Source organism: Thermopolyspora sp. NPDC052614, assembly GCF_040678635.1.
Taxonomy (GTDB): Bacteria; Actinomycetota; Actinomycetes; order Streptosporangiales; family Streptosporangiaceae; genus Thermopolyspora.
The window spans coordinates 282,117-293,956 of sequence record NZ_JBFATZ010000001.1 but is presented as its reverse complement, the minus strand read 5'-3'; the positions used below and the strand labels follow the sequence as shown (position 1 = coordinate 293,956).

The 11,840-nt window shown below is 70.5% G+C and carries 12 protein-coding genes and 1 tRNA gene; 4 read left to right on the top strand and 9 right to left on the bottom strand.

What is annotated here, in order from left to right:
• Nucleotides 1–156 precede the first annotated feature (156 nt).
• Entirely contained in the window at nucleotides 157–1,542 is a 1,386-nt protein-coding gene (locus AB0K60_RS01205) for a cation:dicarboxylase symporter family transporter (protein ID WP_364047195.1), read from the bottom strand.
• Nucleotides 1,543–1,674: 132 nt separating this feature from the next.
• Here AB0K60_RS01205 and AB0K60_RS01200 point away from each other — a divergent pair, with 132 nt between their 5' ends.
• Nucleotides 1,675–3,387, top strand: coding sequence for a sensor histidine kinase (locus AB0K60_RS01200; protein WP_364047192.1), 1,713 nt, complete (start codon nucleotides 1,675–1,677; stop codon nucleotides 3,385–3,387).
• The gene (locus AB0K60_RS01195; RefSeq protein ID WP_364047189.1) at nucleotides 3,384–4,085 is read left to right on the top strand and encodes a response regulator; all 702 of its coding nucleotides are present in this window, start codon (nucleotides 3,384–3,386) and stop codon (nucleotides 4,083–4,085) included. The genes AB0K60_RS01200 and AB0K60_RS01195 overlap by 4 nt, the downstream gene beginning before the upstream one ends.
• Before the next feature lie 5 nt (nucleotides 4,086–4,090).
• On the opposite strand, the gene AB0K60_RS01190 is transcribed toward AB0K60_RS01195, so the two are convergent.
• Nucleotides 4,091–5,566 (bottom strand): ATP-binding protein, encoded by a 1,476-nt coding sequence (locus AB0K60_RS01190; RefSeq protein WP_364047186.1) that lies wholly within the window; start codon nucleotides 5,564–5,566, stop codon nucleotides 4,091–4,093.
• Nucleotides 5,563–7,221, bottom strand: a complete 1,659-nt coding sequence (locus AB0K60_RS01185; RefSeq protein ID WP_364047183.1) for an FAD-dependent oxidoreductase — start codon at nucleotides 7,219–7,221, stop codon at nucleotides 5,563–5,565. Before AB0K60_RS01185 ends, AB0K60_RS01190 begins: the two co-directional genes overlap by 4 nt.
• Nucleotides 7,222–7,375: 154 nt before the next feature.
• On the opposite strand from AB0K60_RS01185, the gene AB0K60_RS01180 reads away from it, so the two are divergent.
• Both AB0K60_RS01180 and AB0K60_RS01175 read left to right on the top strand, forming a co-directional pair.
• Nucleotides 7,376–7,945 carry a TetR/AcrR family transcriptional regulator gene (locus AB0K60_RS01180; protein WP_364047180.1) on the top strand — a complete coding sequence of 190 codons (570 nt, stop codon included), beginning with the start codon at nucleotides 7,376–7,378 and terminating at the stop codon, nucleotides 7,943–7,945.
• A 311-nt stretch (nucleotides 7,946–8,256) separates the two neighbouring features.
• A complete protein-coding gene (locus AB0K60_RS01175) occupies nucleotides 8,257–8,736 on the top strand; it encodes a nitroreductase family deazaflavin-dependent oxidoreductase (RefSeq protein WP_364047177.1) in 480 nt (159 codons plus the stop codon).
• A gap of 460 nt (nucleotides 8,737–9,196) precedes the next feature.
• On the opposite strand, the gene AB0K60_RS01170 is transcribed toward AB0K60_RS01175, so the two are convergent.
• From AB0K60_RS01170 to AB0K60_RS01145, 6 genes are all read right to left on the bottom strand, one after another.
• A tRNA-Val gene (locus tag AB0K60_RS01170) sits at nucleotides 9,197–9,271 on the bottom strand.
• Nucleotides 9,272–9,367: 96 nt separating this feature from the next.
• Complete coding sequence (locus tag AB0K60_RS01165; RefSeq protein ID WP_364047174.1) at nucleotides 9,368–9,700, bottom strand: hypothetical protein; 333 nt, start codon at nucleotides 9,698–9,700, stop codon at nucleotides 9,368–9,370.
• Between the two features lie 44 nt (nucleotides 9,701–9,744).
• Nucleotides 9,745–10,203 (bottom strand): peroxiredoxin, encoded by a 459-nt coding sequence (locus tag AB0K60_RS01160; protein WP_364047171.1) that lies wholly within the window; start codon nucleotides 10,201–10,203, stop codon nucleotides 9,745–9,747.
• Between the two features lie 154 nt (nucleotides 10,204–10,357).
• The gene (locus tag AB0K60_RS01155) at nucleotides 10,358–10,786 is read right to left on the bottom strand and encodes a DUF3052 domain-containing protein (protein WP_364047168.1); all 429 of its coding nucleotides are present in this window, start codon (nucleotides 10,784–10,786) and stop codon (nucleotides 10,358–10,360) included.
• A 155-nt stretch (nucleotides 10,787–10,941) separates the two neighbouring features.
• Nucleotides 10,942–11,349: a YjbQ family protein gene (locus tag AB0K60_RS01150; RefSeq protein WP_364047166.1), complete on the bottom strand. Its 408-nt coding sequence runs from the start codon at nucleotides 11,347–11,349 to the stop codon at nucleotides 10,942–10,944.
• Nucleotides 11,350–11,366: 17 nt separating this feature from the next.
• Nucleotides 11,367–11,561, bottom strand: coding sequence for a DUF1918 domain-containing protein (locus AB0K60_RS01145; RefSeq protein WP_364047163.1), 195 nt, complete (start codon nucleotides 11,559–11,561; stop codon nucleotides 11,367–11,369).
• Between the last annotated feature and the right edge of the window lie 279 nt (nucleotides 11,562–11,840).

The window sequence follows — 11,840 nt, the reverse complement described above, 5'->3', positions numbered from 1 at the left end:
GGATGCTCGCCGTGCAGCGGCGGCCGCTGATCTCCCGGCCCGCCGCTCCGGTTCACGTCCCGCCGCGTACCGTGCCTGCCGGTCGTGCAGTGCGGGCCCATCGGCGAGTCCCCCGATGGATCCGCCGATGGGCCCGCGGCTCAGGGACCCGCCCGGTCAGGCGGGTTCGGGCTCCTTCTGGCGCGGCTCGACGGGTTCGGCGGCGGCCTCGTCCTCGTCCAGCAGCGTGGCCTCGTCGAAGGGCAGGCCGCCCGACAGCACCTGCCGCGCCCGCTCCCGGTCGAACTCGCCGGTCCAGTGGCCGACGAGGACGGTCGCCACCGCGTTCCCGGCGAAGTTGGTCAGCGCACGCGCCTCCGACATGAACCGGTCGATGCCGACGATGAGGCCGACGCCGTCCACCAGGTCGGGCCGGTGGGCCTGCAGACCGCCGGCGAGGGTGGCCAGGCCCGCTCCCGTGACCCCGGCCGCGCCCTTCGACGCGATGATCATGAAGAGGAGCAGCGAGATCTGCTCGCCCGGCGACAGCGGCGAGCCGGTCGCGGTCGCCACGAACAGGGTGGCCATGGTGAGGTAGATCGCCGTGCCGTCCAGGTTGAAGGAGTAGCCGGTCGGCACCGTGATGCCGACGACGGGGCGGCTCACCCCCATGTGCTCCATCTTGGCCATGAGCCGGGGCAGCGCCGACTCGGAGGAGGAGGTGGACAGGATGAGCAGGAACTCGCGGGCCAGGTAACGCAGCAGCGACCACAGGTTGACCCGGGTGACCGCCCACAGCAGCGGGCCGAGCACCGCGCCGACGAACAGCAGGCAGGTGGTGTAGAACCCGACCATGATCATGGCGAGGCTGGTGAGCGCGTCGACCCCGGTCGCGCCGACGACGGCGGCGATCGCGCCGAAGGCGCCGACCGGGGCCGCCCACATGATCATGGCGAGGATGCGGAACACGAGCCGCTGAAGGTGCGTGATCCCGGCGATGATCGGCGCGCCCCGCTCCCCCATCGCCTGCAGCGCGAATCCGGCCAGCAGCGACACCAGCAGCGTCTGCAGGATCTCGCCCTCGGTGAAGGCCGAGACGAGCGTGGTCGGGATGATCCCGAGCAGGAACGCCACCGTGTCGCTCTCGGCCGCCTTGGCCGCCTCGGCCTCCGCCGCCTGCCGCGCCTGGTCGGTGAGCTGGAGTCCCGCGCCCGGATCGACCAGGTTGCCGACGACGAGGCCGATGGCGAGCGCGACGGTGGACATCACCAGGAAGTAGCCGATGGCGAGGCCGCCGACCCGGCCGACCTTGGCGGCCTTGGTCACCGAGCCGACGCCGAGCACGATCGTGCAGAAGATGATCGGGCTGATCATCATCTTGATCAGCGCGACGAAGGCGGTGCCGAGCGGGCGCAGCTCCTTGCCGAGCTCGGGGGCGGCGAAGCCGACGCAGATCCCGAGGATCACCGCGACGATGACGGCGAGGTACAGGTAGTGCGTGCGGTCCCGGCGGGCCGTCGGCGCCGCCTCGGGTGATCTACCCCGTGAAATGTCCTCTGACATGCGACTCGACCTTTCTGAGCGGGCCTGTGATGCACACCGCGGTCGAGTGACTATGTGCCGAGGCAGTGATGGGGGTCACTATTACGTACATTTCGTTCATCATGTGCCTCGGCGGAAAGTGAGGGCATCGCGATGACCCTGGTCGCGCGTCCCCGGCGGTGGAGCCTGGCCCGGCAGATGCTGGCCCTGCAGATCGCCGTCGTCGGGGTGATCGTGCTCGGCGCGAGCGTGCTCGCGATCGCCCAGGCGAGGGCCCTGCTCACCGAGGAGGCGGCGGCGGTGGCGCGCGGCGTGACGATCTCCGTGGCCGAGTCGCCCGTGGTGCCCGAGGCGCTCGGCGAGGCCAACCCCTCGGCGGTGCTTCAGCCGTACGCCGAGCGCATCCGGACCCGGACCGGGGTGGACTTCATCACGATCATGAGCCCGGACGGCCGCCGCTACACCCACCCCAATCCGAGCCGGATCGGCGGCCGGTTCCTCGGCAACACCGGGCCCGCCCTGGCGGGGCGGACGTTCACCGAGACCTACACCGGCACGCTCGGCCCCTCGGTCCGCGCGGTCGCGCCCGTACGCGACAAGGACGGCAGGATCGTGGCGCTGGTGAGCGCGGGCATCACCGTCCAGAAGATCAGCGAGTGGCTGCGCGGCCAGCTCGCCTGGACCGGGCTCATCGGCCTGGTCGGGCTCGGGGTGGGCGTCGCCGGCGCGGCGCTGGTCGGCGCGCGGCTGCGGCGGCAGACCCACGGCCTCGGGCCGACGGAGCTGAGCCGCATGTACGAGTACCACGAGGCGATCCTGCACGCGGTGCGCGAAGGGCTGCTGCTGGTGGACGCCGGGCGCAGGCTGACGCTGTGCAACGACGGCGCGCGGGAGTTGCTCGGGCTGGCCGCCGACGCCGAGGGGCGGCCGGTCACCGAGCTGGACCTGCCGCCGTCGCTGGCCGAGCTGCTCGCGGCCGGAACGACCCGCACCGACGAGATTCACGTGACCGGGGACCGGGTGCTGCTGGTCAGCGTCTCGGTGGTGCGGGCCGGGTCGCGTTCGCTCGGCACCGTGGTGACGTTGCGCGACCACACCGAGCTGCAGGCGCTCACGAGCCGGCTCGACGCCGAGCGCGGGTTCGCCGACTCGCTGCGCTCGGTCGCGCACGAGTCGGCCAACCGGCTGCACACGGTGGTGTCGCTGGTGGAGCTGGGCCGTACCGAGCAGGCGGTGGCGTTCGCGACGCAGGAGCTGAAGATGGCGCAGCGGCTCACCGACAAGGTGGTGGGGGCGGTGCGCGAGCCGGTGCTCGCCGCGCTGCTGCTCGGCAAGTCCGCCGTGGCGGCCGAGCGGGGCGTCGAGCTGGTGATCGAGGGTGAGATCGACGACACCGGCGTCGAGGAACGCGAACTCGTGACGATCGTCGGAAATCTGATCGACAATGCGATCGACGCGGCCGGCTCCGGGCCGCCGCCGCAGCGGGTGGAGGTCCACCTGCGCGCGGACGACGCGGAGCTGGTCATCCGCGTCGCCGACAGCGGGCCGGGACTCGACCCGACGGCGGCGCGGGAGGCGTTCCGGAAAGGCTGGACCACCAAGGGCGATGGGAGGGGCCTGGGTTTGGCTCTGGTCGGGCAGGCGGTCCGCCGACTCGGCGGAAGCGTGGAGGTCGGGCACGAGACGGGCCCGGTGGTCAGCGCGATCACCGGCCCGGGTTCCGCCACGCCGCCGGACCCCGACTCCGGGCCGACTCCCGGCACCGGCCTCGACGCGACCCCCGGGCGGCGATCCGGCAGGTCGCTCGGTGCGGTGTTCACGGTACGGCTGCCGCTGCGGCAGGGAGAACGGAATGATCCGGAATGATCTCGGTGCTGGTCGTTGAGGACGAGGAGATCGCGGCGGAGGCGAACCGCCGGTACGTCGAGCGGGTGGGCGGCTTCGAGGTCGCCGGCGTGGCCCGCTCCGGTGGAGAGGCGTTGCGATTACTGCGTGAGCGACCGGTCGAGCTGATCCTCCTCGATCTCTATCTGCCCGACATGCACGGGCTCGAGCTGTGCCGCAAACTGCGCGCCGCCGGCCTGCTCTGCGACGTGATCGCGGTCACCTCGGCACGCGACCTGTCGGTCGTACGGGCGGCCGTCTCCATCGGCGTGTCGCAGTACCTGATCAAACCGTTCACCTACGCCGCGCTGGCGGAGAAGCTGAAGCGCTACGCCGAATTCCGCTCGACGATGGACGGCGAGGCCGAGGCCGACCAGGTCGACGTGGACCGCGCCCTGGCGACGCTCCGTGGCTCCGCCGGTTCGGCGCTGCCGAAGGGCATGACCCTGGCCACCCTGGAGTCGGTCGCGGCCGAACTGCGCAAGGCCCCCGAGGGCATCTCGGCCCAGGCCGTCGGCGCGGCCATCGGCATCTCCCGGGTCACGGCCCGCCGCTACCTCGAGTACATGATCGAGACGGGCGTGGCCCGCCGCCTCCCCCACTACGGCTCCGTCGGCCGCCCCGAACTGCGCTACCAGTCCACCATCGACCGCCCAAACCCGACCCGAAAGCACCCCTGAGCCGCTCAGCCGGCCGCCAACCGCTCCGCGTCCGCCCGGTCCACCATGTGCTGTGTCGGATCGACCGGCAGGATCACCCGGAAGCGGGTGTCGCCGGGCCGGGAGTCCACCTTGATGCTGCCGCCGTGCTTGTTGACCACGATCCGGTAGGAGATGTCCAAACCGAGCCCGGTGCCCTCGCCCACGGGTTTGGTGGTGAAGAACGGCTCGAAGATGCGGGGCCGGATGTCCTCGGGGATGCCCGGCCCGGTGTCGCCGATCTCCACGAACAGGCAGTGCTCGTTCTCCCACCCGGTACGGATCGTGAGCGTGCCCGACTCGCCCATCGCGCTCAGCGCGTTGTCGATCAGGTTCGTCCACACCTGGTTGAGTTCCGCCGCATACGCCGGGATCGGCGGCAGGCTCCGGTCGAACTCCTTGACCACTCGCACCCCCTTGGGGATCCTCCCCCGGAGCATGGTGAGCGTGGCGATCAGCAGGTCGTGCACGTCCACCGTCTGGTACGGCGCGCGGTCCAGCTGGGAGTACTGCTTCGCCGCCGCCACCAGCGTCGACACCCGGGTCACCGAGTCGTCGATCTCCCGCATGAGGAGTTCGGTGTCGATGGTGTAGGTGAGCCACCGCACGGCCGCCTCGCGGTTCTCCTCGCCGACGGCGTCGGCGATCCGGTCCAGCCACTCGGCGTCGATGCCGCCGGCGACCAGCGTCGGCGCGATGTCCCAGCCGCCGGTGATGCCGTGCTCGTCGAGCCAGTCCTCCACCGCGTCCTCGGCGTCGCTGGTCTGCATCGCGGTCAGCTCGGGGGCGGACGCGGCCCGCTTCACCGCGTCCTCCTGCAGCTCGACCAGGGCGCGCAGGCGCGTGCCGTCCAGCCTGCCGTCGGCGATCAGGGCGAGCTTGTGGCGCATGCCCGCGACCTTGTCGCGCAGCACGGAGGTGGCCCGCACCGCGGCGGCGGCGGGGTTGTTCAGCTCGTGGGTGAGCCCCGCGGACAGCGAGCCGAGCGCGACGAGCCGCTCCCGCTCGCTCACCGCGCTCTGGGTGGCGCGCATGCCCATGAAGAGCCCCTCCAGCAGGTGCATCGCCATGGGGAACCATTCGCGCACGGCGGCGGCGAAGGTGTCGGCGGGCAGCGCCAGGAACGCGCAGTCGGTGATCGCGCGCATGGTGTTCACATAGGTGCGGCCCATGGGATTGGTGAGGTAGGCCTGCGTGGCCCCGGCGTACACGCCGCGCTGGCTCGTGCGGCTGACCTCGATGTCGACCCCGTGCACCCGCCGGTTGAGCGACACCTCACCGCTCAGCAGGACGAAGAAGCACGTCGCCTCCTCGCCCTCGCCGTACACGACCGAGCCCGCCGGCCGCCGGTCCACCCGGCCCTGCTCCGCGACCGTGCGGAGCTGCTCGTCGGTGAGCGACTCGAAAAGGAACAGCGTGCGCAGCTCGTCCGGCGTCAACCGGTCGCCGATGTGCTCGGTCATTGCGCCTCCAGATATCGGTGGACCAGCGATACCGCCATCGCGCCCTCCCCGACGGCGGAGGCGACGCGCTTGACCGACTCGGCCCGCACGTCACCGGCCGCGAACACGCCCGGCATGCTCGACTCCAGGTGGTAGGGATCGCGGGGCAGCGTCCAACCGGGCGGCTTGGCGCCCCCGGCGAGCAGGTCGGGGCCGGTCAGCACGAAGCCGCGCCGGTCCCGCAGCACCGCGTCGCCGAGCCACTCGGTGCGCGGCTCGGCCCCGATGAAGATGAACAGCCAGGACGTCTCGACGACGCGGCTCTCGCCGGTGCGGCCGTCGCACAGGTACAGCCGCTCCAGGTGGTCCTCGCCCTCGCCGCCGACGCACTCGGTGCGCGGATGCACCTCGATGTTCTCGATGCCCGCGATCTGCTCGATCAGATACTGCGACATCGAGCGGCTCAGATCGTCGCCCCGGATCAGCATGTGCACCCGCCTCGCGTAGCGGGAGAAGTGCACGGCGGCCTGCCCGGCGGAGTTGGCGCCGCCGACGATGTAGACGTCCTCCCCCCGGCAGCTCGGCGCCTCGGTGGGCGCCGCGCCGTAGAAGACGCCGCGGCCGACCAGGCCGTCCAGGCCGGACACGTCCAGCATGCGGTAGGAGACGCCGGTCGCCAGCACCACCGTGTGCGCCGCGATCGTGCCGCCGTCGTCGAAACGCAGCAGCCGGGAGGTGCCCCCCGCCTCCAGCCCGACGACCCTGCGGGCGGTGAGCAGCTCCGCGCCGAGCCGGATCGCCTGCCGCCGCGCCCGGTCGGTCAGTTGCGAGCCGGACACGCCGTCGGGGAAGCCCAGATAGTTCTCGATGCGGCTGCTCTGCCCGGCCTGGCCGCCGGTCGCCCGCTGCTCGATCAGCACCGTGCGCAGCCCCTCCGAGGCACCGTAGACGGCCGCGCCGAGCCCGGCCGGCCCCGCGCCGACGACGACGAGGTCATAGAAGTCGGAGGCCGGGCTGGTGGCCAGGCCGACGTGGGCGGCGAGGTCGGCCGTGCTGGGCCGTATCAGCGCCTTGCCCTCCGGCGTCACGACCACGGGGACGTCGGCGGCGGTCACCCCGGCCGCGGCGAGCAGCCGGCCGCCCTCCGGGTCGTCGGCGAGCAGCCACCGGTAGGGCACCAGGTTGCGCGCGAGAAAGTCACGGATCTTATACGACGGGGCCGACCAGCGATGGCCGATCACGCGCACCTCGGCCACCGCCGAATCCGGGCTCGACCGCCACGCCTCCAGCAGCGCGTCGACCACGGGATACAGCTTCTCTTCTGGCGGGTTCCACGGCTTGAGCAGATAGTGGTCCAGATCGACGACGTTGATCGCCGTGATGGCCGCGTCGGTGTCGGCGTAGGCCGTCAGCAGGACCCGCCGCGCCATCGGGAACAGGTCCATCGCCGCCTCGAGGAACTCGATCCCGTTCATGTGCGGCATGCGGTAGTCGGCGAGCAGCAGCGCCACGTGCTCACCACGCAGCTTGATCTCGCGCAACGCCTCCAACGCCGCCTCCCCTGAGTCGGCCCTGACGATCCGGTATCGGTCGCCGTAGCGCCGCCGCAGGTCGCGCGCCACCGCACGAGAGACGGCCGGATCGTCATCGACGGTCAGAATCGCCGGATTAGCCATGCGTCCATAAAAGCACGCGGGTCCAAACGTCGATTCCCGTTGATCTCTCACCTGTGGATGACTCTCGCCTGTGGATAACTGGCGGGTGGGCCGGCGATGAGGTAGTTTTTGGGCAAACGCCTAAGTCGTTTGCCCAAAAAATGGAGATCGCAGGGTGGGACGCGGAAACGAGACCCGGGAACGGCTGTTGGAGGCCGCAGCCGCGCTCATCGGCGAGGTCGGCTGGAACGGCGTCACCACCCGACTGGCCGCCGAGCGCGCAGGCGTCAACCAGGCCCTGGTGCACTACCACTTCTCCTCGGTCACCGACCTGCTCGCGGCCGCCGCCACCGCCTACATCGCACGTCTGCTCGACGAGGCCCTGGCACGGCTTGCCGACACCCGCGACGCCGACGACCTCGTCACCACGATGCTCGCCGAGCTCTCCCGCTACACCGGCGACGACCCGGCCTCACTCCTGGTCATCGAGGCCTACCTGGCCTCCACCCGCGTACCCGGCCTGCGAGAACGGCTCGCCGGGCTCATCGAGACTTTCCGCGACGGCCTGGCCGACCTGCTGCGCGCCCACGGTCACACCGCCGAGGCCGAGGCCTGCGCCACGGTGCTCGGCGCCGCGATGGACGGGCTGGTGCTGTACCGCTCCCTGAATCCCGAGGTGGACCTGGCCGCGTTCGCCGGACCACTGCGCCGCATGCTCGGCACCGACGAGAGGACAACCCCATAAAGACGATCACCTACGGGGCCGGAATCGCCGCCCTGACCCTCACCCGGTGGCTGGAGAGCTCAGGCCGACAGGCCGGGAACCTGGTCACCGACGGCGCGTGGCCGAAGGGATCGGACCAGGCGACGGGCCGCGCCTCGGACCGGGAACACCCCCGTCCGGCGGCCGACAGCCGCGAGGCCACGGCGACCCTGCTGAAGGAACGCGACGCGGCCGACGCGCCCGCCGACCCCTGGCTCGCCTCCGGGCATATCGGCCGCTCACGTAACAACCCACCCCGAGCGGTACAGGAACGATGAAGGAGCACATACGACATGGACGTCATCAAAACGCCTCAGCCCCCCACCGGACTCAGCCGTCTGCTGTGGCGGCTGCCGATCCGCCTCTACCAGATGCGCCTCGGCTTCCTCTTCGGGCACCGCATGATGCTGCTCACCCACATCGGCCGCATCTCCGGCAAACCACGCAAGGCGGTCATCGAGGTGGTGGAGCACGACCCGGTCCGCGGCGTCTACATCGCCGCCTCCGGCTTCGGCGCACGGTCGGACTGGTACCGCAACCTCATGGCCCACCCCAAGGCGACCATCGAGGTCGCGGGCCGTACCCTGCCGGTCACCGCAAGCACGTTCACCCCGCAGGAAGGCGCGGATCTCATGGCCCGGTACGCCATGCGCCACCCGAAGGCCGCCAGGCGGCTGTGCCGCATCATGGGCTTCGCCGTGGACGGCGGCGAGTCCGACTTCCGCGCCGTCGGCGAACGCATCCCCTTCGTCCGTCTCGTACGACGGGCCTGATCGCCGCCCCCGGCCACGACGCCGCCCCACCACATGGCCCCAAGACCACCCCCCGGCCTCCTCCTCGGCGTCCACCAACGCACCCGCGTCGTCGCCGCCAGGCCCACCGCCCTCGGGAAAGGCGCTTCTCAGACCATCCTCGACGAGGCGGCCAAGGCCAGCCACGGCACGGCGCTCACCGCGCACAACGTACGATGTGACTTCCGCAAGATCCTCGACAACGCCGATCTCCCCGGCAAGGACTGGTCACCGCGCGAGATGCGGCACAGTTTCGTCTCGCTGCTGTCGGACTCCGGCGTCCCGGCCACCGGAACACCGTGGTCACCGAGACCGTCTACCGCAAGCAGATCCGCCCGGTGCTCATGCAGGGCGCGGAGAAGGTGGACAGCCTCTTCGAGGCATAGTCACTCAGATGGTCACCCGCTCCACGAAAACAAGATCGGCAACACGCCGTTTCACCTGGTGGGCGGTACTGGGTTCGAACCAGTGACCCCTCGCTTGTAAGGCGAGTGCTCTACCGCTGAGCTAACCGCCCGGTGGGATGAGGATCGGACAACACCTTACGGCACAGCCGGGTGATTCGGCACATCGAGTGGGGCGGGTCGCCGGACCCGTGGCCCCGGGGGATCGGTCACTGGCGGGGCCGCCGGCCCAGGACCCGGTCGAGGGCGGCGGCCACCTCCTCGGAGAGATCGGGGGCGGTGGCGGTGCGGGAGGCGAGAGGGGGGTCGGGGGTAGTGCGGGCGGCCGGGCGGACGGTGCCGCAGGTGCGGCATTCGACGTCGCCGAGGCGGCAGATAAGGGTGGTGGAGCCGCAGGTGGCGCAGGTGTCGAGGTCGAGGTCGGGGGCACGCTGGCAGTCCGGGCAGATGAGGACCTGGGTCTCGTGGCGGACGCCGCGTTTCCATGGGCTGGCGCCGCGGACGGGGTCGGTCTGCCGGGCCCCGCAGCGATAGCAGGGCATGTTCGCCTCCAACGGCTCTGCCCGGGCGATCGCGGGCGCGGATGTCAGGAGATTTCGGCGAGTGCCTTGTGATATTCGGAGATGTCGCGTGCCGTGGACGTCGGGTTCACCACTTTCCAGCGGACCACACCCTCGGCGTCGATGACGAAGGTGCCGCGCTTGGCGACGCCCTTCTCATCGTCGAACACACCGTACGCCCGCGCCACCCCTCCATGGGGCCAGAAATCAGACAGCAGGGGAAAGGTGTACCTCTCTTGGTCGGACCATGCGCGAAGCGCGAATACCGAGTCCACCGAGACCGCGAACACCCGCACGTCGTCCCCTACGGTGGGCAGGAATTCGTCCCGGATCGCGGACAGCTCTCCGTGGCAGATGCCGCTGAACGCCAGCGGATAGAAGACCAGCACGACCTTGCCGCCACGGTGGGCGGAGAGCCGGACGGGCGCGCCGTGCTGATCCCGGAGTTCGAAGTCCGGAGCAACATCGCCGACTTCGACCGACATGTCGGTCCTTTTCCGCCGCGGTCACGCCGCGGCATGGCGCGGATGAGAAATGGGATGGGCAATATCGACGCACACCATCCTGCCGTACGGCCACGGCAGACCGTACGGCAGGGCAGCGTTGCCGGGACCGGCTGCCCGCCGGAGAATCACGTGCCTATCGGCGTGCCTTCGGCGCGACCAGCCGGGTCCCCGACCAGTCCTGGGCCGCGCTCACGCTGCTGGTCTGCGACAGCCCCGCGGTCGCGGCGTCCTCACCGATGTCGCTGGGCTCGACGTGCCCCTCCCGGCCGGCCTTCGGCGTCAGCAGCCAGATCTGGCCGCCGTCCGCGAGAGCGGTCTTGGCCTCGGTCAAGGCGTTGAACAGATCTCCGTCGCCGTCGCGCCACCACATCAGCACCACATCGACGACGTCGTCGTAGTCCTCGTCCACCAGCTCGTTGCCGGTCAGTTCCTCGATCGACTCGCGCAGAGCGTCGTCGCTGTCCTCGTCCCAGCCGACCTCCTGCACCACCTGACCCGGCTTGAGGCCGAGTCGTTCGGCCAGGCCGCGTTCACCCTGCGCCTGACCCGCGGTCGCGCTCACGTTCATCCCTCCTGCTTGAGTGGCCCCGCCCTTTGCGGTTACACGCGCTCCTCCGGGTTCCCTCACATGTCCTTCGGAGCCGCTCGGCACAGTCCACACGCTGTGACCCATCGTCGTCAACGGTCGCCACGAGCGGTGACCCGCACCGTTATTTCCTAATCCGACAAAAACGACAGACGGACACTGCGTTCCGGGTTGTCCACGTTGAGATCGACGATCGCGATGGACTGCCAGGTGCCCAGCGCCAGACGGCCGCCCAGGACCGGGACCGTGGCGTACGGCGGTATGAACGCCGGCATCACGTGCGAGCGCCCGTGGCCGGGCGAACCGTGGGCGTGCCGCCACCGGTCGTCGGCCGGCAGGAGTTCGCCCAGGGCGGAGAGCAAATCGGTGTCGCTGCCCGCGCCCAGTTCGATCAGCGCCACCCCCGCGGTGGCGTGCGGAACGAACACGTGCAGCAGGCCGTCGCCCCCGCAGGAGCGGACGAAGTCCGAGCACTCGCGGGTGATGTCGTGCACCCGGTCCCTGGTCCCTGTCGTCACCTCGAAGGTCAAAGATCTCACGTACAGATCTTAGGATCTCAGGCGCGTCGCTGAGCTGGGATGACGATCGCGTCCGGGCCCGGGAACACCAGGCCGGTGTGCCCGTCGTCGAATTTCACGATGTACGGCGGGCCGCCTTCCGCGCCGCGCACCTCGATGATCTCCCCCCGCCGTTCCGGGTCGCCGACGGCGTTGCCGTGCACCAGGAGCCGATCTCCTACCGCGGCCAGCATGCCACTCCCCCTCTTCATACGGGTTCTTCCGGCCGTATCTGCTTGGTTCCACATTCGTACGGCTCGTGCCCGCCGAAAAGGGGTGCGTCCCCCGACCCAACGAGAGGAAGCCGCAAAATAGACCGAAACGTTACGCGGCCTCGGCAGCGCGGGAGGCTCCGGCCCGGCATCCTCATGATCACCCCCGCGGACGCGACCGAAACCCGGGGGGAGCGCAACAAGCCTCGAGGATGTAATGTGAAAATCGTCCTACCATCGGTGGTCTAGGCCAAAGACCTG